Origin of the sequence: Anaerotignum faecicola, assembly GCF_003865035.1 — a bacterium.
Lineage (GTDB): Bacteria > Bacillota > Clostridia > Lachnospirales > Anaerotignaceae > Anaerotignum_A > Anaerotignum_A faecicola.
This window is the reverse complement of the sequence record NZ_BHVZ01000001.1, coordinates 294,647-318,321: the sequence shown is the minus strand read 5'-3', so window position 1 is coordinate 318,321 and position 23,675 is coordinate 294,647. Positions and strand designations below refer to the sequence as shown.

Genomic DNA, 23,675 nt, shown 5'->3' with positions numbered 1-23,675 from the left:
GTTTTCTTACTGGGACACACCTAAAGAATTTCTATTTTATTTTAAGGAAGAGATTCTTTCGGTTTTTGTTTACAGCTTTCTGAGCCGCAGCATGGCAAGGATGAATCCGATGCTGTAGCAAAGGATGGAAAGCAGGGCAAAGGGCGTGAGAAATTTATGGATGGTTTTGGAAAGCAGGAAGGCAATCAGCATCCAGAAGCCGCTGACAGCAGAGGACAGACAAAGAATCCGCAGGGTGCTGAGGGCGGTTTTTGTTGCGTAGGCATCCTGACAGAATTCCGCCAGAAGCTTGGATTTGCCTGCTAAAAGCTTCTGCCCTTCCTTTTGAAAAAAATAGGCGAGCGCAAGCATCAGAATAATATAAATCAGCATGGAGTTGCTCCTTTCGGTTCGGTTTTTATCAGTGTAGCATTTTATTCAAAGAAAAGCAAATTTCTGTTTGCGGGAGGGGAAAGATGTGTTATGATTTGCCCAGACGGCAACAGATGAGAACAGAGAGATTGCGAAAAAGCTTGGAGGCTTTTAGGAGGGAAAGAATATGACCTATCAGGAGGTTCTGGAGAACGCAAGAAAAAGAATGGCACCCAGATGCAGGGTTTGCCCCGAATGTAACGGCATTGCCTGCAAGGGCGTAATGCCGGGGCCTGCCGGGAAGGGGACTTCTCGCACCTTTCAGCGGAACGTGGCATGGCTTGGGGAGCATGTGAAGCTGGAAATGGATGTCACAGGCGGCAATCAGGAGCGAAATATGGAAATTTCACTCTTTGGGGAAACCTTTGCTGCGCCGATTTTCGTTGCGCCCATCGGCTTGATACCGTATACCTATACAGAGGATATGACTGACAGGCTGTATTGCGATGCGGTGATGCTCGGCGCAAAGGCGGCAGGGATTCTGGCGTTTGGCGGCGGCGGGCCTAAGGCAGAAAATTTTTATGAGCCACTGGAGGCAATTCGGGAGAATGGCGGCTGGGGGATTCCTACCTTGAAGCCTTGGGCGGTCGATGTGGTGAAGGAACGGCTGAAAGAGGTCGAGGCGGTGCATCCGTTTGCCTTTGCCATGGATATTGATAGCGCAGGTCTGCCCCATGCAGGTCTGGCGAATCCGCCTATGCTGCTGAAAACGGAGGAGGAGCTGCGAGAGATTGCCGCGGCAACCGATTTGCCGTTTATCGTAAAGGGCATTATGACGGCGGAAGCGGCGCAGAAGGCACTCAGAGCAGGTGCGTATGCGATTGTGGTTTCCAACCATGGCGGCAGAGTGATGGATTATGGGCTTTCGACAGCAGAGGTGCTGCCTGAAATTCGTGCGGCAGTCGGCGCGGATACAAAAATATTTGTAGACGGTGGTGTGCGTACGGGGGAGGATGTGTTTAAAATGCTTGCCCTTGGCGCGGATGCGGTGCTGATTGGCAGACCCTATGTAATTGCGGCTTACGGCGGCGGTGCGGAAGGCGTGCAGTTGTATACGGAAAAGCTGAAAGCGGAGCTGAAGGATGCCATGACGATGACAAGCTGCAAAAGCTTGCAGGAAATCACGAGAGATAAAATCAGGCTGGTATAAATTCAAGGCTTCCTATTGGGACACATCTAAAAACCCTTTTCCTGACGAAGAAAGGGGTTTTTTTGTGTTCCTGTAAAAAAAGAAGGATGAGTTTCCTAAGAATCGGTTGCTTTTTCTGGGAAAAAATGGTACTTTTATAATGCAAAGCATAACTGCGTTGGTGCGGATATGCGTGTAGGTGTGAAAGAAACAGGAGAGGAAAAAGCAATATGGATAACGGTTTGGAAAAAAGATACGGCTTGCTGACGGCGATTGCCATGGTAGTTGGGATTGTTATCGGCAGTGGTGTATTTTTTAAAGCGGAAAAGGTGCTGACGGCAACTGGCGGCAACCTTTCCTTAGGAATTTTGGCGTGGCTTTTGGGCGGTTTGGTGATGATTCTGTGCGCGTATAATTTTGCGCTGATGGCAACAAAGCATGAAAAGGTCAGCGGCGTTGTGGATTATGCAGAGGTTCTGGTAGGGGGAAGATATGCCTATTTTTTTGCATGGTTTGCGGCGGTGATTTATTTCCCTGCCATGACATCCGTTGTGGCGTGGGTAGCGGCAAGATATTTCGGCGTTCTGATGGGCTGGGAAATCGTCGGGCCGCAGGTTATGACGTTATCAGGGCTGTTTCTGGTGGGCAGCTATGTCATCAATGCGCTTGCGCCGAAGCTGGCAGGCAGACTGCAGGTGACCACAACGGCGGCAAAGCTGATTCCTTTATTTCTGATGGCGATTTTCGGGTCGATTTTCGGATTGAAAAACGGGATTCTGGTAGAGAATTTTACAACAACGGCAGTGCATACCTTTACGAGTAAAAATCCTCTTTTTACGGCAGTGGTAGGCACCTGCTTTGCGTATGAGGGCTGGATTTGTGCAACCTCCATCAACGCGGAATTGAAGGATGCGAAGAAAAACCTGCCCTTGGCGCTGATTTTCGGATCTGCCTTTGTGGTTCTGGTTTATATTCTGTATTATATCGGGCTGGCTGGCGCAGTCAAAAATGAGGTCATGATGGCAGGCGGCGAAACGGGTGCGCGGATTGCGTTTGAAACCGTGTTCATGCAGCTTGGCGGTACACTGCTGTTCATTTTTGTTGTCATTTCCTGTCTGGGCACGTTGAACGGGCTGATGATGGCGTGTACCAGAGCGTTTTATGCCATGGGTGTCAGGGATGAAGGGCCTCGTCCGCAGGTGTTCAAGGTAGTGGATACAGTGACGAAAATGCCGACAAACTCTGCACTGATTGGTTTGATGATGGCGATGCTCTGGCTGACGTATTTTTATGGTGCAAATCTGGCACCAAAGCCCTGGTTCGGTCCCTTCTGCTTCGATAGCTCTGAATTGCCCATTGTAACGATTTATGCGATGTATATTCCCATTTTCGTGATGCAGATGAAAAAAGAACAGGAGCTTGGCTTCTTTTATCGCGTAGTGGTGCCTGCTTTGGGGGTAATTGCGAGTGCCTTTATGGTTCTGGCGGCGATTGTATCTCTCAGAAAGGCAGTGCTTTACTATCTGATTTTGTTTGCGGTGCTTATGGGAATCGGGCTTTTGCTGAAAAATTACGGACACGAGGAAGAATAAAGCGGATCAGAAAAAGAGAGAAGGTCGTATGTAAAAAGATACATACGACTTTTTTAATTATAATATTGACATATGTCAGAATAAGTGTATACTGGAGAAAGCGGTATATGTCAAAAATAAGGAGGCGTTTCTATGGCAAGACCAAGAAAGTGCAGACGCGTCTGTGGGATGCCCCGAACAAACAGCTTTGCGCCTATGGGCAGCCAGCTTTGCGAGGAACGCATCATCATGGCGGTGGATGAATACGAGACGATCCGTCTGATTGATTTGGCAGGCTATACGCAGGAGGAATGTGCCGCGCAGATGGGCATTGCCAGAACCACGGTGCAGGGCATTTATAACGATGCACGGCGGAAGCTGGCGGATGCGTTGGTAAATGGGAAGATGCTTTTTATCGAAGGCGGAGATATTGACATTTGCGAACGGGAAAATGCTGGCTGCGGACGAAAATGCGGACAGCTTTGCCGGAAGGAAATGAAGGATGAAAAGAATAAGAGAAATTTAGGAGATGAATTTGATGAGTGAAAATTGTTCTCACAACTGCGGCAGCTGTTCTTCCAACTGCAGCAGCAGAAAACCGGCGGATTTTTTGGTACCCCCCAATGAACACAGCAAAATCAAAAAGGTGATTGCTGTTGTCAGCGGGAAAGGCGGCGTTGGGAAATCTATGGTAACCTCTACTATGGCGGTTCTGACAAACAGAAGGGGCAAAAAAACAGCTATTCTGGATGCGGATATCACAGGCCCTTCCATCCCCAAGGCATTTGGTGTGACAGAAAAGGCGTATGGCACACAGATGGGGATTTTGCCCTGCGAATCCAAAAAGGGCATTGAGATGATGTCTGTTAATCTTCTGCTGGATAATGATACAGATCCCGTAGTCTGGAGAGGGCCGGTTATTGCGGAAACCGTAAAGCAGTTCTGGAAGGATGTTGTCTGGGGGGATGTGGACTATATGTTCATCGATATGCCACCCGGCACAGGGGATGTTCCGCTGACTGTTTTCCAGTCTATCGCGATTGACGGCATTATTATTGTAACTTCTCCGCAGGAGCTGGTTGGCATGATTGTGGATAAGGCTGTAAAAATGGCGGAAATGATGAATGTGCCCATTCTGGGTATCGTGGAAAATATGTCCTACTTTAAATGTCCCGATTGCGGCGGTATCCATCATATTTTCGGGGAAAGCCAGATTGAAGCGATTGCGGCAAAGCACAATATTCCCGTTGTCTGCAAGCTGCCCATTGACCCTGCGATTGCAGCAAAATGCGACAGAGGTGCAGCAGAGGAATACGAAGGCGAATGGCTGGACCCTATGGTAGATTTTCTGGAAAAAATGAGATAATAAAAACAGGGAGAGAATAAAATGAAAACGAAAATTGCAGTGACCTACGAAAATGGCGAAGTATTCCAGCATTTTGGGCATACAAAGGAATTTAAATTCTACACCGTAGAGGATAAAAAGATTGTGGACAGCGAGATTGTTCCCACAATGGGAAGCGGACACAGCATGCTGGCGGATTTTCTGCTGCTGAATGGTGTAACTGTGCTTATCTGCGGCGGTATCGGCGGCGGTGCAAAGGCTGCACTGGCGCAGAAGGGCATCGAACTGCGCGGCGGTGTGAGCGGCAATGCGGATGAGAAGGCGCAGGCGTATGTGGACGGTACATTGGAATACAATGCAGCAGTAGAATGTACCCATCACCATGACCACGACCATGAAAACTGTAGCGAGCATGACCATCACTGCGGCGGTCACTGCCACTGAATATTTTAAGCCGAAAATAGGATTTTTGCAGGCGGAGAGACACTATTTTAGTGTCTCTTTTTTTGTACAAAATGACAAAATGTGATTATTGCATTATGTAAACTAATTAAAAATGTTGAAAATACTGCAAAAATATAAAAAAATGACGATTTTTTATGCAGATTTACTGATGGATATCGTAAAAAGGCGTAAAGATGTTGTTAAGATGTAGTTAAAAAGTACATTTATCACTGAGCAATAGTGCAGTGCGTTTTCCATGATTTTTTGGGGATAATTTGTCAAAGGTTCTGTGTAAAATCAATAAAATGAAGTTTTTTCTGATTTTTGCGATATAAAAAAATGCTTGAATTTACAGGAAAAATCGCGTAAACTGAAAAAGCAGAAATCGAAATGCAGGTTTCATAGATTCGATTGCAACGTAGTATCCGTTTTCATGGGGACGGAAAAATTTTTTAGCCATGATATAAAGAATACGTTAAGAGAGAATAAAGAAACTGTTAAGATTTCGATAGCAATTTTATTGCACTTATAATCAATTACATTTTTTGGGAGGGAATTGTAAATGGAAACTTTTAACAACGTAGTGCTGTCCATCAAGGATTTCTTGTGGGGACCTATTATGCTGTGCCTGCTGATTGGTACACATGTGCTGTTAACAATCAGAACAAAAGGGATTCAGAGAAAAACCTTCACAGGCGTAAAACTGTCTGTAACACCGGATAAGGAAGCATCCGGTGATATCGGCGGCTTTGCAGCTCTGGCAACAGCTCTTGCGGCTACTATCGGTACCGGTAATATCGTAGGTGTTGCAACTGCAATCGGCATTGGTGGCCCCGGTGCTGTATTCTGGATGTGGTTCACAGGTCTGCTGGGTATGGCAACCAAATATGGTGAAGCAACACTGGCAGTTAAATACCGTGTGAAAGCAAAAGACGGCTCTTTCATCGGCGGCCCCATGTACGCTCTGGAAAGAGGTCTGGGTCATAAATGGCTGGGTGTCCTGTTCGCAATCTTTACAGGTATCGCTTGCTTCGGTATCGGTAACATGACACAGGCAAACTCCATCGCGGAATCCATGAGTGGTACATTCGGCGTACCTAAGATTGCAACAGGTATTGTTCTGATGATTATCACAGGTCTGGTTATTCTGGGCGGCGTTAAGTCCATCTCCAAGGTATGTGAAAAGCTGATTCCTCTGATGGCTGGTCTGTACATCGTAGGTTGTATCGTAATCTGTATCATAAATGGTGCGCATATTCCCGCAGCTTTCGCAGCAATCGTAAAAGGCGCATTCAACCCTGCAGCAGCAGGCGGCGGCTTTGTTGGTGCAACAGTAGTAGCTTGTATCCGTGCCGGCGTATCCCGTGGTCTGTTCACAAACGAATCCGGTCTTGGCTCTGCTCCTATCGTTGACGCATGTGCGGCAACAAGAAACCCTGCAAGACAGGCTCTGATTTCCATGTCCGGTGTATTCTGGGATACAATCGTAGTTTGCTTGCTGACAGGTCTGGTTCTGGTATCCTCTATCATTAAAGACCCCGTAGGTATGGAGGGTCTGGTAGGTGCGAACATGACAGCAGGTGCGTTCAACGCGATCCCCGTTGTTGGCCCCGCAGTTCTGACATTCGGTCTGCTGACATTCGCATGGTCCACAATTCTGGGCTGGTCCTACTATGGTGAAAGATGTTGGGTATACCTGTGCGGCGTTAAGTCCATCATGCCTTTCCGTGTTGTTTGGACATTTGTTGTACTGGTAGGCTGTGTCGCTGCACTGGATGTAGTTTGGAACATTGCTGACGTACTGAACGCTTGTATGGCATTCCCTAACTGCGTAGCTTTGATTGGTCTGAGCGGTGTTATCGCTTCCGAAACAAAGAAATATGTATGGGATAAGAATGCAGAAATGGGCGGTCTGATGAAATGGATGGATGACGTTGCTCCTCAGCTGGACAAATAATCTTCCTTTTAGAAAAAAATCCATCAGGAAATTCAGAAAAGAATCCAATTTCATATTGAGCATGACCCACGTATAAAATTCACACCCTCTGTGCGAAAGCGCAGGGGGTGTTCTTTTGCTTGCGGACAGATGTATGCGGTAAAAAATAGTTTATTCACATGAATATTATAACGCGCAAACTGGAAGAAAATACCATTTCTGATGGAAATATGGAAGGGGATTTGTTGTTTATTTTGCACAAATTGGTAATTGGAAAAAAATTACAAATTTAGAAAAAAAGAAAAAATGTCAAAAGTCGATGGAAGATGCAGTTTTTTTGTGCAATTTAACAGGTGGAATCAATATCCGAAGGGACTGTTTGCGTCAAACTGCATTGTTTTATGGGAAGGACATTTGTCTGCTGCGTGTTTTTGGGTGTTGTAAAATTGTTATATAAAATCGTGCTATTTTGTGGTTTTGATATGCAAAATGCACACAAAGACAAAATGTGCCCCACGCTTCACTGGAAAAAAGTGCTTGTTTTTTGCGTGGGATGCGGTAAAATAATATCAGGTTTTGAAGTTTGAATACAGTTTTTTCAGAGCCGTTTGAGCAAGGATTTTTCTGTTTTTTGTATTCGTGGGGATAGGAAAAAACTTTGAAAAAGCTTTTATGAAGAAACTGAATAAAAATTCAGGCCGCGTGATTATTCTAATATTATAATTCATTATTTAGGGAGGGAATTATATGGAAGCTTTTAACAATGTGGTGCTGTCCATCAAGGATTTCTTGTGGGGACCTATTATGCTGTGTCTGCTGATTGGTACACATGTGCTGTTAACAATCAGAACAAAAGTCATTCAGAGAAAGACCTTTACAGGTATCAAACTTTCCGTAACACCCGATGCAGAGGCATCCGGTGATATCGGCGGCTTCGCAGCTCTGGCAACAGCTCTTGCAGCTACTATCGGTACCGGTAATATCGTAGGTGTTGCAACTGCAATCGGTATTGGTGGCCCCGGTGCTGTATTCTGGATGTGGTTCACAGGTCTGTTGGGTATGGCAACAAAATTCGGTGAAGCAACTCTGGCAGTTAAATACCGTGTAAAAGCAGCCGATGGCTCTTTCATCGGTGGTCCCATGTACGCTCTGGAAAGAGGTCTGGGTCATAAATGGCTGGGTGTCCTGTTCGCAATCTTTACAGGTATCGCTTGCTTCGGTATCGGTAACATGACGCAGGCAAACTCCATCGCAGAATCCATGAACGGTACATTCGGCATTCCTAAAATCGCAACAGGTATCGTTCTGATGGTTATCACAGGTCTGGTTATTCTGGGCGGCGTTAAGTCTATCTCCAAGGTATGTGAGAAGCTGATTCCCATAATGGCTGGTCTGTACATTGTAGGTTGTATCGTAATCTGTATCGTAAATGGTGCACATATTCCCGCAGCTTTCGCAGCAATCGTACAAGGCGCATTCAACCCTGCAGCAGCAGGCGGCGGCTTTGTTGGTGCAACAGTAGTAGCATGTATCCGTGCCGGCGTATCTCGTGGTCTGTTCACAAATGAATCTGGTCTGGGTTCTGCTCCTATCGTTGACGCATGTGCAGCTACAAGAAACCCTTCCAGACAGGCTCTGATTTCCATGTCCGGTGTATTCTGGGATACAATCGTAGTTTGCTTGCTGACAGGTCTGGTTCTGGTATCCTCCATCATTAAAGACCCCGTAGGTATGGAAGGTCTGGTAGGTGCGCAGATGACAGCAGGTGCCTTCAATGCGATTCCCATAATCGGTCCCGCAGTTCTGACATTCGGTCTGCTGACATTCGCATGGTCCACAATTCTGGGTTGGTCCTACTATGGTGAAAGATGTTGGGTATATCTGGTAGGTGTTAAGTCCATCATGCCTTTCCGTGTTGTTTGGACATTTGTTGTACTGGTAGGCTGTGTAGCTGCACTGGATGTAGTTTGGAACATTGCTGACGTACTGAACGCTTGTATGGCATTCCCCAACTGCGTAGCTTTGATTGGTCTGAGCGGTGTTATCGCTTCCGAAACAAAGAAATATGTATGGGATAAGAATGCAGAAAATGGTGGTCTGATGAAGTGGATGGATGACGTTGCTCCTCAGATTGACAAATAATTGATTCCTTACATTTACCCACGATAAAAAGAAAGGGGCGGTAGAAATACCGCTCCTCTCTTTTTTGCGTAAAAATATAAAATAGGTAGTATTTTGTTTTTGCTCGAAATGAAGCAAATAAAAAACGTATATCAAAGTGATATACGTTTTTTTCCGTGAGTGACATGATTCGAACACGCGACCTTCTGATCCGTAGTCAGACGCTCTATCCAGCTGAGCTACACTCACATATTCATTTGGCACATGAACTATCATACAATATGGGAAAGAGTTTGTCAAGCATTTTTTGAAAAAGATTGGAAAGGATTTATAAAAAAACACAGAGCCCTTAAGGTGTGTCCCAATAAGAAAACATGAAGAAAATGAAATAGTTGAAAGACTGCGGATGCAAGGAAGTTCCCCACAGGCATCCTTTGACTTAGGCTGTCAAGGGGAACTAACGCAGTAGCCGTAGCTTTCAGCATTTCAGAATTCAGGGTTTCTTATCTGGGCGTTTTATTCGCCCTTGGCAGAAGAAAGAAAATTCGCTGCTTTCTTTAAATAGGTACGGGAAATCTTCCCAGGCAGCCCTGTAATGCCCTTGGCGGCCTTTGCGCCAATCACAAACGGAATAACAGGGGCGGCGATGGGCTTGGGACGTTCCTCCTGCTCCAGAATATTTTGGTACAGCTGCTCCACGCTGTCTGCAAAGTTCTGCACGGAAAGAACATCCATCGCCTGTATAGAGGCTGTGGAAAGCTTTTCGGAAAGGGATTTGTCAGTCAGCACGCGATAAAGCAGCTCCGGCAGGTTTTCATTTTTCTCAAAGAGCATGCCTGTTTCACCGTCAGTGATGATATTTTCGATACATTCATCCTTTTTTGCCACAACGGGGATGCCGCCTGCCATTGCCTCAGCAAAGGTAAGCCCCTGTGTTTCGGAAACAGATGCACTGCAGAAAACATTGCCGAGCTGATAATATTTTCCGATTTCATCCCAAGGCTTGCCGCCTGTAAACATCACATGAGCGCCAACGCCGAGGGATTCTGCAAAATTTCGCAGATTTTCAATTTCATTGCCTTCGCCGACAATTACCATCTGCACTTCCGGCAGCTTTTCAATCAGCTTTGGCAAGGCGGAAATGACAACATCAATGCTTTTTTCCTTCGCAATGCGCCCGATGGAAATGATAACGGGGGTATCTGCTTTTAAGCCAAGGGATTCCCGCAGGGCAAGAATTTCCGCCGCATCGAAGTTTTCCTTGCGAAAATGCGCGGTATTGATGCCGGTGGGGATGATGGAAATCGGCTTTGTTACGCCGTAGCCGGAAAGCAGCTGCTCTGTTTTATGCGTAGGCGCGATGACTGCCATTGCCGTATTGCAGAAGGCGCAGCTGAATTCGCGTGCCATGTTTTTGGAAATGATATGTCCGCCGCCGATATAATGCACATAATCCTCATACATGGTGTGATAGGTATGTACCATGGGGATGCCCTCCGTTGTGGAAACCAGCTTTCCCAGAAAGCCCAAGGGGAATTCTGTCTGTGTATGCACGATGTCCAGATTCAGTTTTTTGATTTTTTTCAGAATATGCGGTGGGAAAATATAGCCTGCACGATAATCCCGTACGAAATAAACGGGGATACTGGGCAGACGAAAGATATCCTCATCCTCGGGCTGCCCTTCACAGCGAGGGTCGGAAGGGGTGAAAATATACACCGTGTGTCCCTTTTCGCGTAGTGCATGGGTGAGCGTGCGGATGGATGTTGCCACACCGTTCAGCTGTGGAAAATATGTGTCGGAAAAAATGCCAATATTCATTAGAAACCTCCGTGTTTTCTATGTCTGGAAAACATTTCTCTGGATTTTTACTTCAAATTTTCGGTTTCGGGCATTTAGCCTGAAACATGTATTATTTTAATACAGAATAGAAATTTGCGCAATGAAAAACGCGTTAGGGTTTTTATAAGGTTTTATTAAGATAGGACAGAATCTGTGTTTTTTTGGCATTTGGCAGAAAGATGTGGTATACTTAATGTTTAGAAAGAAGCGAAAAAGGAGGCGATACTGTGGGCAAAAAACTGAATACGGCACAGCAGAAGGCAGTCTGCCACGAAACAGGGCCGATGCTGGTTCTGGCAGGGCCGGGCAGCGGAAAAACAACAGTATTGCTTTGTCGCATTTCCAGATTATTGGAAAGAGGATTGGCGAAGCCGCAGGAAATCCTTGCGCTGACCTTTTCCAAAGTGGCGGCGGAAGAAATGAAAAGCCGATTTGAGAATTTAAACGGAGCTTCCGGCGTTTCCTTCGGAACATTTCACAGCATCTTTTTTCGGATTCTGCGGAGCAGATACGGCTGGAATGTGGAGCAGATTTTTCAGGAGGAGGAAAGAAGAAGCATCCTCAGAAATAGTATTGAAGCAGAAAAATGGGATATTCCCGATTTAGAAGAATATATTTCGCAATTCTTTTCACAGCTTTCTCTGATGAACAGTGAATTGGAGCAGCCGAACCGCTTCACGCCCACGGGAATGCCTGTGGAGGAATTTCGCAAGCTGTATCGTGCGTATGAAGGGTATAAGGAACGGCATGAAAAATTGGATTTTGACGATATGCTGACGCAGTGCTATCAGCTTTTGCGTGAGGATGCGGCAGTACGGGAGTATTGGCAGAGAAAATATAAATTTATTCTGGTGGATGAGTTTCAGGATGTCAATCAGGCGCAGTTTGCCTGCTTGCAGATTCTGGCAGAGAAGCATCAGAATCTTTTTGTGGTGGGGGATGATGACCAGAGTATTTATGCCTTCCGCGGCGCAAGACCTGATTTTCTTCTGCATTTTCCGACGCTTTATCCTGCGGCAAAAAAAGTAACATTAAATACAAACTATCGCTCTACGGAGCGAATTGTCAATTTGGCGGAGCGTGTCATCGGCAATAATGAGGTGCGCTTTGTGAAAAATATGAAGGGCATCGGGGAAGCCGGTGATAAGGTGACGTTTTTTCTGGCGGAGGATGCGGCGAAGGAAGCAGCGCATATTGCGGAGAAAATCGGCAGACTTCTGGATGAAGGCGTGCCGTTGACGGAAATTGCTGTCATTTACCGTACAAATCTACAGGGTGGTGCATTCGCCAGAGAATTATATAAAAGAGGGATTCCATACGACTTGCGCGATAACAGCGGCAATGTGTATGAGCATTGGGTGGCGAAGGATTTGCTTGCCTATCTTCTGCTTGCAGAGAATGAGGAATCGGACAGCGCACTGCGGCGGATTCTGAATAAACCCAAACGCTATATCGGGAAGGATTTGCTCGCGGAGGCGGAAACGATGCCGTATACGTTATTGCGCAGCTTTTTTGTCTGTCCGTCCTTGAAGGGGTGGCAGGAGGAGAATCTGGAAAATCTGCGAATTGATTTAAACCAGATTCGGAAGCGCACCCCCTATGATGCGTTAAAATATATTCGTAAAGTCATCGGATATGATGAATATTTAGAGGAATTTGCTGCATATAGAAGAACAAGTGCTCAGGTTTTGCAGGAGATAGCGGACGAGATTATGGAAACGGCAAAGGACTGTGCGGATGTGCGCAGCTTTCGGGAGCAGCTGGAACGGCTGAGTCTGCAAATGAAGGAGCAGAGCCGCAAAAAGGGGCAGAAACGAAACGGCGTTGCACTCATGACGATGCATGGTGCAAAGGGCTTGGAATTTCGTGCGGTCTTCCTGCCTTCTCTGGTGGAGGGGATTGTGCCGCATGAAAAGGGCATGGATACGGTTGCGGAGGAGAGGCGGCTGTTTTATGTTGCCATGACAAGGGCATCCGAAAAGCTCTGTCTTTCTGCAATTCTGCAAAGATATGAAAAGGAACGGAAGCCCTCTCGTTTTCTGGCGGAAATGGGACTGGATGCAGAGATGGCGTTCCGCAAAAATAAGGAGAAAGAAGGAAATAAACGATGAAACCGAAGGATAAATATCGGATGAAAAAGAAAATTGCCGCAGGAATTGCACTGCTTTTGGCGGTAGTAATGGTGCTGAGTTTAGCTGCGCCGTTTCTGGGCTATGGCATCTATTGAGCGGCGAAACCGAGAAGAGAATGTACGATTTGCAGAAACGGCATAAAATCGTAACAAAAATGTAAGGATTTTTTCAAGGAATTGCTCTTGTAATTTACAGTAGACTTCGTTATGATAAGGGGGACTATTGATAAAAATAGTCAGGGTATGACAAAGCTTGTATCAAACAGGCAATTTTGCATGAAATATATTTTAGGGGGCGAGGAGAGTTGGAGGAAAGCAATAGACCACGACAGCAGCGATATCAGCAGCAATCGCACCAGCATCATCACCATCAGAAGAGCAAAAAAACAGACAATAACAATAAAAATAAAAAGCCTTTGGTGATAATCGGTGTTTTGGTTCTGCTTGTGGCAGTGACTGCGTTCGGGTATCATGAGGTACATAAAAGAAAGGTTTTGAATCTGCTGGCACAGGAAGGCATTTATCAGGGCATTACGATCAATGGTGAGGATGTATCCGGATTGAGTCAGGAGGAGGCTGTCGCACAGCTGCAGGAAAGGTATAAATCCGAGGTTGTCGGGCAAATTCTGACATTGCAGTATGGCGAAGAAGACGCACTGCAGAAATGGGACATTCCCTTTGAGGACATCGGCGCAGGGTACCATGTGGAGGATGCCGTAAAGGAGGCATACGAAACAGGGCGTACCGGCACGGAAGCGGATCGCTTTCAGGTCGGCGCGAAATTGCTGAAGGATGGCGTGAATATTGAGCTGACCTATGGCTATGATGCGGAAATGCTGCGCGCAAAGCTGGACGAGGTTGCGGAGGAATTTAATCAGGATGCCATTGACAGTACCGTTGTAAGGCAGAATGGCAGATTTGTGGTTTCCCCTGAGCAGACAGGGCTTGAAATGGAAAAGGATAAAACCGCAAAGCATGTGGCAAAGGTGATGGAAACACGCAAAAGCGGCACAGCGGAAATTGCGGCAAAGGTAACAAAGCCCAAGATTACGGCAGAGGATAACTCCCATGTAACGGATCTGATTGGGTCCTATTACACAACTTATACAAACAGCGACAGAAACAGAAACAACAACCTTGCGGTAGGCTGCAATTACATCAATGGTACTGTGATTGCACCCGGAGAGGTATTTTCCGCAAATGCGCATCTGGGCAGCCAGACGGCGGCAGGCGGCTATAAGGAAGCCGGCGTTTATGTAAACGGCAAGGTGGAAAAGGGCATGGCAGGCGGCGTTTGTCAGGTAACATCTACCTTATATAATGCAGTCATTCTGGCTGAGCTTGAGGTGGTAGAGCGTTCCCCTCATTCCATGACGGTTGGCTATGTGCCGCTGGGCAGAGATGCGGCTGTAGCAGGCACCTATAAGGATTTGAAATTCAAGAATAACACCGAATATCCTATTATGATTGAGGCTTACGCAAGCGGCGGCAAGCTTGTCATGAATATTTACGGGCATGAGGTGCATGATGCAGGCAGAAGATTGGAGTTTGAAACGGTTTACGAGGGTACAATTAACAAGCCTGCGGAAATCGTGAAGAAGGACCCCAATCTGCCTGAAGGCGAACGAGTTGTAACCTCTCGCGGCAGAACGGGCTGCAAGGTGAGCGTACGCAAAAAGGTGTATGAGAATGGGAAAATGGTCAGCAATGAATGGTTCAGCAGCTCTTCCTATCGTGCGGCGGCGGATGAGGTAACTGTCGGCACGAAGAAGAAGGAGGAAACGACAGAACCAACCACACCCACAACAACAGAAAACACAGGGTCGAGCGATCAGTAAGTGAATAAGGCAATAAAAGCCTCTGTCATTGGACAGAGGCTTTTTGCGAAGGAAAGGATGAAAACGATGTTTGCAATCGGAAAACTTCCTCCGGAGATTCTGGAGAAAATTGTGATGGAGCCTATGCAGGCAAGCAGGGTGAAGCGTGAGGATGTCATTCTGCGCCCGAAAACGGGAGAAGACTGCTCTGCTGTTGATTTGGGCGGAGAATATTGCATTCTGTCCACAGACCCCATTACGGGAGCTGCGAAGGATGTCGGCTATCTGGCGGTGCAGATTAACTGCAACGATATTTATTCCTCCGGTGCGGAGCCGATGGGCGTTCTTCTGACGGTGCTTTTGCCGCCGGAAAGTGAGGAAGCCCTGCTGGAGGAAATGATGTCCGGCGCGATTCGTGCGGCGGAGGAACACAATATCGAGATTCTGGGCGGTCATACCGAGGTGACGGATGCAGTTGTAAAGCCTGTTATTTCCGCAGCGGTTATTGGAAAAACGAGAAACAGAAAAATTCTTTCCACCGGCGGTGCAAAGGCAGGGCAGGATGTCATCATGACGAAATGGGCAGGTACGGAAGGCACTGCCATTCTTGCGAAGGAATGGGAGGAAGGCTTGCGGCAGTATCTGACAGAGGAAGAGCTGCAAAATGCGCAGGCAATGAAGGCGTATCTTTCTGTCGGGAAGGAATCTGAAATTGCCTTTGCTTATGGCGCAACCGCCATGCACGATGCTACGGAGGGGGGCGTTCTGGGTGCCGTCTGGGAGGTTGCGGAATGCTCCGGCTTAGGTGTGGATGTTTTTGTGGAGAAAATTCCTGTCAAAGAGGAAACAAAGAAAATCTGCAAGGCAATGGGCATTGATTATCTGGGTTTGATTTCCAGCGGAACTATGATTATTGCGGCAGAAAACGGAGAGAAATTAGCAGAGAGATTACAGGAGGAAGGCATTGCGGCGGCGGTTATCGGAAAATTGACGGAGAGCGGCAGATATATGCTGGTCAATGATATGCGGCTGCCTTTGGCACAGCCCAAGAGTGACGCTTTGTATGAGGCGAAGCTTTGAGAAGCACTGCCTTGCGAGTATTTAGCGAGAAGAAAATTTAAGAGGAACAATTTAAGAGAGACCGGATGGGAGGAGTTTGTTTTGTCCATTGGCTTTATGTTTTTGTTTAACAGTGTGTTGCTAGGGGTAGGGCTTGCGATGGATGCCTTTTCCGTATCCCTTGCCAATGGGCTGAATGAGCCGCAGATGGGAACGCGGCGGATGTGCGGCATTGCAGGCGTGTTTGCCTTTTTTCAGGCACTGATGCCCATGACGGGCTGGGTCTGTATTCATACGATTGTAAGCCATTTCCAAGCCTTTGAAAAGCTGATTCCGTGGATTGCGCTGGTGCTTTTGCTGTATATCGGCGGCAGTATGCTGAAGGAAGGCCTTGCGGGCGGCGGGGCAGAGGAGGAGCGCTGCGGCGTGGGCTTTATGGCGTTATTCATACAGGGTGTTGCGACCTCGATTGATGCGCTTTCGGTTGGTTTTACGATTGCGGAATATGATTTTTTTCTCGCTCTTTTGGAAGCGCTGATTATTGCAATGGTGACTTTTGTGATTTGCCTCTGCGGCCTGCATATCGGAAAGAAGGTTGGCGTGAAGCTGGCAGGAAAGGCGAATATCCTTGGCGGTGTGATTCTGATTTTCATTGGTCTGGAAATTTTTGTGACAGGTGTATTTCTGTGATTTCTTAACGGATTTTTTAGGATATAAATGATTGACTTGAAGGCTTTTCTATGGCATACTGCCATATATATTATTTGAGGAGTGTGAGAATCGGCATGGATGCGGATGAGGATCGAACTTGCTTTGCTGCAACAGAATATGTCGTTGAGAAATAGAGAAAGGGTGTACTTTGCTTTTTGGAAGGCAGAGTATGCCTTTTTTGATTTTTTCGGACGTAGACAGATAGAAGCAAAGGAGAATGGAATATTATGGAAGCTATTTTACTACAAGTGATTCTGATTGGTTTGAACGCTGTTTTTGCAAGTGCGGAGATTGCGGTTATTTCTATGAATGATACCAAATTGGAACGAATGGCGAGAGACGGGGATGCGCGGGCAAAGCGGTTAGCGGCACTGACTGCACAGCCGACAAAATTTTTATCAACAATACAGGTGGCAATTACATTAGCAGGGCTGCTTGGCTCTGCGTTTGCGGCAGAAAATTTTGCCGGTACGCTGGTGCAGGTAATACAGAAAACGGGTATCGATGCTTCGGAGCGCATTTTAAAATCACTTTCTGTTTTTCTGATTACACTGGTATTGGCATATTTCAATCTGGTTTTTGGGGAGCTGGTGCCAAAACGAGTTGCGATGAAAAAGGCAGAAGGACTGGCATTGGGCATGAGTGGCATGCTGACAGGTGTTTCCCGCCTGTTTGCACCGCTGGTGGCCCTTCTTACGATTTCTACCAACGGTGTGCTGAAGCTCTTTGGAATTGACCCGACAGATGAGAAGGAGGAGGTTTCCGAAGAGGAAATCTATATGATGCTGGAGGCAGGGGAGGAAAAAGGGACGATTGACGCGGAGGAAACGCGGTGGATTCGGAATGTATTTGCCTTTGATGATATTTCTGTAGAGGAGATCTGCACACATCGTGTAGATATGACTGTGCTGGGCTTGGAGGAATCGGATGCGGAATGGCAGGAAACAATTCTGCGAAGCGGCTATACATATTATCCCATTTACAGAGAGAATACAGATAATATTATTGGTGTGCTGAATACAAAGGTATATTTTCGCCTGATGGAGAAGAATAGAGAAGCTGTGATGGCGCAGGCGGTAGAGAAGCCTTATTTTGTACCTGAGATTATGAAAGCGGATGTTCTGTTTCGGAATATGAAGCAGGAGGAAAAGCTGTTTGCTGTGGTACTGGATGAATATGGCGGGGTGAGCGGTGTGATTACCCTGCATGATTTGCTGAAGCTGCTGGTAGGGGATATTTATACGGATGAAAAGGAAATTGAACAGCTTGGAATACACACATATAGAATGAAAGGCAGCACTTCTCTGGATGATGTGGCTGAGACACTTGGGATTTCTTTGCCGGTGAAGGAATACGACACCCTTGGCGGATATATCTTCGGTGTGTTGGGGCATATTCCGGAGGATGGGACAACGTTTGCATTGGAAACGGATGGCATGCAGATTCAGGTGGAACGCGTGGAAGGACATAGAATTTTGGATACCGTGGTGCGATATGAAAAAACAGAATTGCAGGAAGCGGCAGACGCGGTATAATAGGAGAGAGGATATTTTTTTGCTAACAGAATGGAGGAATTTCTATGGATGAAAAACAGAAGCAGTTGAAAAAATGGATAGATGAGAGTGACAATATTGTTTTCTTCGGCGGTGCCGGCGTTTCGACAGAAAGTGGGATTCCTGATTTCCGCAGTGAAAACGGCATTTTTCATGCCATCAATGAATATGGTGTGCGCCCTGAGGTGATTCTGAGCCACACATTTTTCGAACAGAATCCAGAGGTTTTCTTCAAATATTATAAGAAAACACTGCTGTACCCTGATGCAAAGCCTAACGACTGCCATAAGGCGTTAGCGAGACTGGAAGAAATGGGGAAGCTGAAGGCGGTTATCACGCAGAATATTGATGATCTGCACCAGAAAGCAGGCAGTAAGAATGTACTGGAGCTGCATGGGACGCTGTATCGAAATTACTGCGTGAAATGCGGCAAGCAGTTCGAGCTGGATTATGTAACGGCAAATGACGGCATTACGCGCTGTGATGCCTGCGGCGGTATCGTGCGCCCGGATGTGGTGCTGTATGAAGAAGGGCTGGATCAGGAAACAATTTATAAATCTGTGGATTACATCAGTAAGGCAGATGTGCTGATTGTCGGCGGCACAAGTCTGAATGTCTACCCTGCGGCAGGCTTGTTGAATTATTACAGAGGAAATAAGCTGGTACTCATCAATAAATCCGCAACGCCCTATGACAATAAGGCGGCGCTGGTGATTGCGGAAAACATCGGTGAGGTATTTAAAAAGATTGTTTTGGATAAATAAAAGCAGAAAGCGTGAAGCGGGAGAACCTTGATTTTTCGGGGTTCTTTCGCTTTTTTTGGATTTTTTGAAAAAAGTTTGAAAAAAGTTGAAAATTATGCTTGACAAGATGGGGTACCTTTGCTAAAATAATCCTTGCACTGCGGAAGTGCTGTGAACTTTGAAAATAGAATAGCGTAAGAGAAAACACACAACCCATAGTCAATTCTGTCAGCGGAAGCTGATGAGATAATGAACTAAATTTTGCCGGTTTAGAAAAACCGGAGTTAGCCAGAAGAACTGGCTAGGAACAAAACTTTAACATAAGAGTTTGATCCTGGCTCAGGATGAACGCTGGCGGCGTGCTTAACACATGCAAGTCGAACGAAGATACTTAAAATGAGAGCTTCGGCAGGATTTTTATTTATCTTAGTGGCGGACGGGTGAGTAACGTGTGGGCAACCTGCCCTATACTGGGGAATAATCACTGGAAACGGTGACTAATACCGCATGTCATTACGGAAGGGCATCCTTCTGTAAGAAAAGGAGTAATTCGGTATAGGATGGGCCCGCATCTGATTAGCTAGTTGGTGAGATAACAGCCCACCAAGGCGACGATCAGTAGCCGACCTGAGAGGGTGATCGGCCACATTGGGACTGAGACACGGCCCAAACTCCTACGGGAGGCAGCAGTGGGGAATATTGCACAATGGGGGAAACCCTGATGCAGCAACGCCGCGTGAAGGAAGAAGGTTTTCGGATCGTAAACTTCTATCAACAGGGACGAAGAAAGTGACGGTACCTGAATAAGAAGCCCCGGCTAACTACGTGCCAGCAGCCGCGGTAATACGTAGGGGGCAAGCGTTATCCGGAATTACTGGGTGTAAAGGGAGCGTAGGCGGCACGCCAAGCCAGATGTGAAAGCCCGAGGCTTAACCTCGCGGATTGCATTTGGAACTGGCGAGCTAGAGTACAGGAGAGGAAAGCGGAATTCCTAGTGTAGCGGTGAAATGCGTAGATATTAGGAAGAACACCAGTGGCGAAGGCGGCTTTCTGGACTGAAACTGACGCTGAGGCTCGAAAGCGTGGGGAGCAAACAGGATTAGATACCCTGGTAGTCCACGCCGTAAACGATGAGTGCTAGGTGTCGGGGAGGAATCCTCGGTGCCGCAGCTAACGCAATAAGCACTCCACCTGGGGAGTACGACCGCAAGGTTGAAACTCAAAGGAATTGACGGGGGCCCGCACAAGCGGTGGAGCATGTGGTTTAATTCGAAGCAACGCGAAGAACCTTACCAAGGCTTGACATCCCGATGACCGCTCTAGAGATAGAGCTTCTCTTCGGAGCATCGGTGACAGGTGGTGCATGGTTGTCGTCAGCTCGTGTCGTGAGATGTTGGGTTAAGTCCCGCAACGAGCGCAACCCTTATCCTTAGTAGCCATCATTGAGTTGGGCACTCTAGGGAGACTGCCGTGGATAACACGGAGGAAGGTGGGGATGACGTCAAATCATCATGCCCCTTATGTCTTGGGCTACACACGTGCTACAATGGCTGGTAACAGAGTGAAGCGAGACGGCGACGTTAAGCAAATCACAAAAACCCAGTCCCAGTTCGGATTGTAGTCTGCAACTCGACTACATGAAGCTGGAATCGCTAGTAATCGCGAATCAGAATGTCGCGGTGAATACGTTCCCGGGCCTTGTACACACCGCCCGTCACACCATGGGAGTTGGAAGCACCCGAAGTCGGTGACCTAACCGTAAGGAAGGAGCCGCCGAAGGTGAAGCCAGTGACTGGGGTGAAGTCGTAACAAGGTAGCCGTATCGGAAGGTGCGGCTGGATCACCTCCTTTCTATGGAGAAAAGCGGAGAAAAACCGGATTGAAATTTAGCGGTGCAGACTGCTTGCAGGATGTAACGGGGAATTTTAAGACGGGTTTGCGGAGCAAACACATGAATACAACGAAGTTGTACGAATGGTTTTTCGTGAGAGTACCTCACGAATGGTTTTCGTAAACATTTTTCAACGCAAGGTTGTGTCAACCACGCTATTCTATTTTGAGAGCTTACAGGCTTTCGCTATTTCTATATAAGTTAGAAGCTCATAATCGAAAAATGATTCCATTAAATTAAGGTAAGTTTTTCTTCCTGACGGAAGAAAACCGTTCCGTTATTTTTTATTCGCTTCCTTGCACAATGCCAAGAGCATCATGAGTCGGAAGCTCATAAACAAAAAATAACTTCACTACTGTGGGTGGATTCCCGAGCGGCCAAAGGGGGCAGACTGTAAATCTGTTGCGATAGCTTCGAAGGTTCGAATCCTTCTCCGCCCATTTTCAGAACAAGTAGAGATACTTGTTCTTCTTTTTACCAAGGCTTTGATGATGGAAAAATGAAAAAAATCGAAAAAAGCTGTTGACAAATTTCGGCTGGTTTGGTATAGTAATTGAGCGGCTGAAACAACGCAAGATTTGCCCGAGTGGCGGAATTGGCAGACGCACAGGACTTAAAATCCTGCGGGGTAACACCCGTACCGGTTCGATCCCGGTCTCGGGCAGCTTCATAAAAATATTTCTTATGCCCAGATAGCTCAGTTGGTAGAGCAGTGGACTGAAAATCCACGTGTCACTGGTTCGATTCCGGTTCTGGGCACCATAAATGCGCGAGTGGCTCAGTGGTAGAGCATCGCCTTGCCAAGGCGAGGGTCGCGAGTTCGAATCTCGTCTCGCGCTTTTCTCTTTTCAAAGGAGAAAGCAAAAATGAATGAAAGATGTTGACAAGCTTCTAAAAGTTTGATAAGATACATCTTGTCAAAAAAACGATATGCGCGAGTGGCTCAGTGGTAGAGCATCGCCTTGCCAAGGCGAGGGTCGCGAGTTCGAATCTCGTCTCGCGCTTCTTTTTCGACAAACTGCATACTATGCGCGAGTGGCTCAGTGGTAGAGCATCGCCTTGCCAAGGCGAGGGTCGCGAGTTCGAATCTCGTCTCGCGCTTAGAAGAATCGGTTTTGAGGACAATCAAGACCGATTTTTTCTTTTACCTTTCTTTTAACAAAACCGGAAAGGAGGGACTCATGTGTTTGTAGGGATTTGTGAGGCAACCTTTCGTGCAGAATGGGTTTCCAGCTTGAAGGAAAAGCGGATGGTGGTCAAAAGTCTGGTGGAAAAAACGAGGCATAAATTCAACGCCTCCGTGGCGGAGGTGGACAGACAGGAGGAGCATAAAATGCTCGTGGTTGGCTTTGCTTGTGTCAGCAATGAAAAAAGCCATGCGGAGCGTATGCTGCAGCATATTCTGGATTTCATGGAGAAAAGCACAGAAGCGGAATTGATTTCGGCGGAATATGAGGTATATTAGGTGTATTTTTGTTGAAAACAGACGGAAAATTTGCATTTACCTGTAGATTTTCAAAATTCAGTGTGTTATAATCTACTGTGATTGTGCAGTTTTAGCGTACTGTAACTCAACATGGCAGCATCATTTAGAAAATAAAGACAAAGTTGTCATAAAAAACGAATATCTTTAAGGAGGAACTTCTTACAATGAACGCAACATTAATCAGCAAAGAAAAAACAGCAGTAAAACTTTCTTTTGAAGTAAGCGCAGAAGTACTGGAACAGGGCATGGCTTTTGCTTACAACAAACACAAAAATAATCTGTCTCTGCCCGGCTTCAGAAAGGGTAAAGTACCCAGAAAGCTGATTGAAGCACAGTATGGCGAAGGCTTTTTCTATGAAGATGCAATCAACCACATCTTCCCCGATGAATACATGGCAGCAGTAAAGGAACTGGGTCTGGACGTTGTTTCCGCTCCCACTCTGGATATTGACTATATTCAGTCCGGCAAGGGCGCAAAATTCATCTGCGATGTAACTGTAAAGCCTGAAGTGGAACTGGGTCAGTATAAGGGTCTGGAAGTAGAAAAGGTTTCCGCAGAAGTAACAGATGAAGACGTTATGAAGGAACTGGAAAAGGTGCAGAAGCAGAACGCAAGAAAGGTTGAAGTAACAGACAGAGCAGCACAGCTGGGCGATGTTGTAAACATTGACTATCTGGGCTCCGTTGACGGCGTTGCTTTCGATGGCGGCAAGGCAGAAGGCTTTGATCTGGAGCTGGGCTCTCATTCCTTCATCGAAGGCTTTGAGGATCAGATTGTTGGCCACAACATCGGCGAAGAATTTGATATCAACGTAACCTTCCCCGAAGCTTACCATGCACCTGAGCTGGCAGGCAAGGCAGCTGTATTCGCAATTAAGGTAAACGGTATCACAGCAAAGGAACTGCCCGAACTGAATGACGCATTTGCAGAAGATGTTTCTGAATTCTCCACTCTGGATGAATACAAAGCAGACATTCTGGCTAAACTGGCTGCAGAGAAGACAGAAAAGGCAAAGCAGCTGCAGGGCGATAAGCTGCTGGATGCAGCAGTTGCAAACTGCAAGATGGAAGTGCCTCAGGTTATGTACGATAACAAGATTGACAGCATGATGAGAGAATTTGAAGAAAATATCGTTCGTCAGGGTCTGTCCATGGATGTTTACTATCAGTACATGGGTACAAATGAAGAAACCATGAGAGAAACCTTCAAGGATACATCCATGAAGAGCGTTGATGCAAGACTGATGCTGGAAGCAATCGCAAAGGCTGAAAATCTGGTTATCTCCGATGAAGATCTGGATGCAGAGGTTATCAAATACGGCGAAAGCTACGGCGTAGACGGCAAGACAATGCTGGATATGATTCAGGAAGACGATAAGAATGCCCTGAGACAGGATATGCTGGTAAGAGCTGCTATGAAGGTAATCGAAGACAACGCAGTCATCAAAGAAGCATAAGAAGCATAAAAAAAGCAACAAAAAGGCG

17 protein-coding genes, 7 tRNA genes and 1 rRNA gene are annotated in these 23,675 nt (G+C 46.6%); 22 read left to right on the top strand and 3 right to left on the bottom strand.

Features of this window, described 5'->3' with window-relative positions; all coding sequences use genetic code 11:
- Positions 1–69: 69 nt before the first annotated feature.
- Positions 70–372, bottom strand: coding sequence for a hypothetical protein (locus tag EJE48_RS01465; protein WP_124984228.1), 303 nt, complete (start codon positions 370–372; stop codon positions 70–72).
- Positions 373–538: 166 nt separating this feature from the next.
- On the opposite strand from EJE48_RS01465, the gene EJE48_RS01460 reads away from it, so the two are divergent.
- The 7 genes from EJE48_RS01460 to EJE48_RS01430 all read left to right on the top strand — a co-directional run bounded on the left by EJE48_RS01460 (position 539) and on the right by EJE48_RS01430 (position 8,978).
- On the top strand, positions 539–1,561 hold the full coding sequence (locus tag EJE48_RS01460; RefSeq protein WP_124984227.1) for an alpha-hydroxy-acid oxidizing protein: 1,023 nt from the start codon (positions 539–541) through the stop codon (positions 1,559–1,561).
- Between the two features lie 209 nt (positions 1,562–1,770).
- The gene (locus EJE48_RS01455; protein WP_016407759.1) at positions 1,771–3,132 is read left to right on the top strand and encodes an APC family permease; all 1,362 of its coding nucleotides are present in this window, start codon (positions 1,771–1,773) and stop codon (positions 3,130–3,132) included.
- Positions 3,133–3,264: 132 nt separating this feature from the next.
- Positions 3,265–3,657 (top strand): DUF134 domain-containing protein, encoded by a 393-nt coding sequence (locus EJE48_RS01450; protein WP_016407758.1) that lies wholly within the window; start codon positions 3,265–3,267, stop codon positions 3,655–3,657.
- Positions 3,650–4,477, top strand: coding sequence for an Mrp/NBP35 family ATP-binding protein (locus EJE48_RS01445; RefSeq protein WP_124984226.1), 828 nt, complete (start codon positions 3,650–3,652; stop codon positions 4,475–4,477). Before EJE48_RS01450 ends, EJE48_RS01445 begins: the two co-directional genes overlap by 8 nt.
- A gap of 21 nt (positions 4,478–4,498) precedes the next feature.
- The gene (locus tag EJE48_RS01440) at positions 4,499–4,900 is read left to right on the top strand and encodes a NifB/NifX family molybdenum-iron cluster-binding protein (RefSeq protein WP_118582859.1); all 402 of its coding nucleotides are present in this window, start codon (positions 4,499–4,501) and stop codon (positions 4,898–4,900) included.
- Positions 4,901–5,462: 562 nt separating this feature from the next.
- Positions 5,463–6,857, top strand: a complete 1,395-nt coding sequence (locus EJE48_RS01435) for an alanine/glycine:cation symporter family protein (protein WP_124984225.1) — start codon at positions 5,463–5,465, stop codon at positions 6,855–6,857.
- A 726-nt stretch (positions 6,858–7,583) separates the two neighbouring features.
- Positions 7,584–8,978 carry an alanine/glycine:cation symporter family protein gene (locus tag EJE48_RS01430; RefSeq protein ID WP_124984224.1) on the top strand — a complete coding sequence of 465 codons (1,395 nt, stop codon included), beginning with the start codon at positions 7,584–7,586 and terminating at the stop codon, positions 8,976–8,978.
- Between the two features lie 154 nt (positions 8,979–9,132).
- Here the strand turns inward: EJE48_RS01430 and EJE48_RS01425 are convergent.
- Both EJE48_RS01425 and EJE48_RS01420 read right to left on the bottom strand, forming a co-directional pair.
- Positions 9,133–9,206, bottom strand: a tRNA-Arg gene (locus EJE48_RS01425).
- Between the two features lie 267 nt (positions 9,207–9,473).
- Entirely contained in the window at positions 9,474–10,778 is a 1,305-nt protein-coding gene (locus tag EJE48_RS01420; protein WP_118582865.1) for a glycosyltransferase family 4 protein, read from the bottom strand.
- A gap of 248 nt (positions 10,779–11,026) precedes the next feature.
- Here EJE48_RS01420 and EJE48_RS01415 point away from each other — a divergent pair, with 248 nt between their 5' ends.
- The 15 genes from EJE48_RS01415 to tig all read left to right on the top strand — a co-directional run bounded on the left by EJE48_RS01415 (position 11,027) and on the right by tig (position 23,647).
- Positions 11,027–12,910 carry an ATP-dependent helicase gene (locus tag EJE48_RS01415; RefSeq protein WP_118582868.1) on the top strand — a complete coding sequence of 628 codons (1,884 nt, stop codon included), beginning with the start codon at positions 11,027–11,029 and terminating at the stop codon, positions 12,908–12,910.
- 325 nt (positions 12,911–13,235) lie between these two features.
- Positions 13,236–14,768: a VanW family protein gene (locus EJE48_RS01410; protein ID WP_124984223.1), complete on the top strand. Its 1,533-nt coding sequence runs from the start codon at positions 13,236–13,238 to the stop codon at positions 14,766–14,768.
- A gap of 66 nt (positions 14,769–14,834) precedes the next feature.
- Complete coding sequence (locus tag EJE48_RS01405) at positions 14,835–15,827, top strand: AIR synthase family protein (protein ID WP_118582874.1); 993 nt, start codon at positions 14,835–14,837, stop codon at positions 15,825–15,827.
- A gap of 81 nt (positions 15,828–15,908) precedes the next feature.
- Positions 15,909–16,496, top strand: a complete 588-nt coding sequence (locus EJE48_RS01400; RefSeq protein WP_118582877.1) for a manganese efflux pump MntP — start codon at positions 15,909–15,911, stop codon at positions 16,494–16,496.
- 248 nt (positions 16,497–16,744) lie between these two features.
- Complete coding sequence (locus EJE48_RS01395; protein WP_118582880.1) at positions 16,745–18,052, top strand: hemolysin family protein; 1,308 nt, start codon at positions 16,745–16,747, stop codon at positions 18,050–18,052.
- A gap of 44 nt (positions 18,053–18,096) precedes the next feature.
- Complete coding sequence (locus EJE48_RS01390; protein WP_118582883.1) at positions 18,097–18,834, top strand: NAD-dependent protein deacylase; 738 nt, start codon at positions 18,097–18,099, stop codon at positions 18,832–18,834.
- Positions 18,835–19,129: 295 nt separating this feature from the next.
- Positions 19,130–20,664, top strand: a 16S ribosomal RNA gene (locus EJE48_RS01385).
- Between the two features lie 399 nt (positions 20,665–21,063).
- Positions 21,064–21,144 (top strand) — tRNA-Tyr (locus EJE48_RS01380).
- Positions 21,145–21,284: 140 nt separating this feature from the next.
- Positions 21,285–21,368 (top strand) — tRNA-Leu (locus EJE48_RS01375).
- A 22-nt stretch (positions 21,369–21,390) separates the two neighbouring features.
- Positions 21,391–21,466 (top strand) — tRNA-Phe (locus tag EJE48_RS01370).
- A 5-nt stretch (positions 21,467–21,471) separates the two neighbouring features.
- Positions 21,472–21,543, top strand: a tRNA-Gly gene (locus tag EJE48_RS01365).
- Positions 21,544–21,636: 93 nt separating this feature from the next.
- A tRNA-Gly gene (locus tag EJE48_RS01360) sits at positions 21,637–21,708 on the top strand.
- Between the two features lie 25 nt (positions 21,709–21,733).
- Positions 21,734–21,805: transfer RNA gene (locus EJE48_RS01355), tRNA-Gly, on the top strand.
- Between the two features lie 82 nt (positions 21,806–21,887).
- Entirely contained in the window at positions 21,888–22,169 is a 282-nt protein-coding gene (locus EJE48_RS01350; RefSeq protein ID WP_016407207.1) for a DUF503 domain-containing protein, read from the top strand.
- A gap of 185 nt (positions 22,170–22,354) precedes the next feature.
- Positions 22,355–23,647, top strand: a complete 1,293-nt coding sequence (gene tig, locus EJE48_RS01345) for a trigger factor (RefSeq protein WP_016407206.1) — start codon at positions 22,355–22,357, stop codon at positions 23,645–23,647.
- The last annotated feature ends 28 nt before the right edge of the window (positions 23,648–23,675 follow it).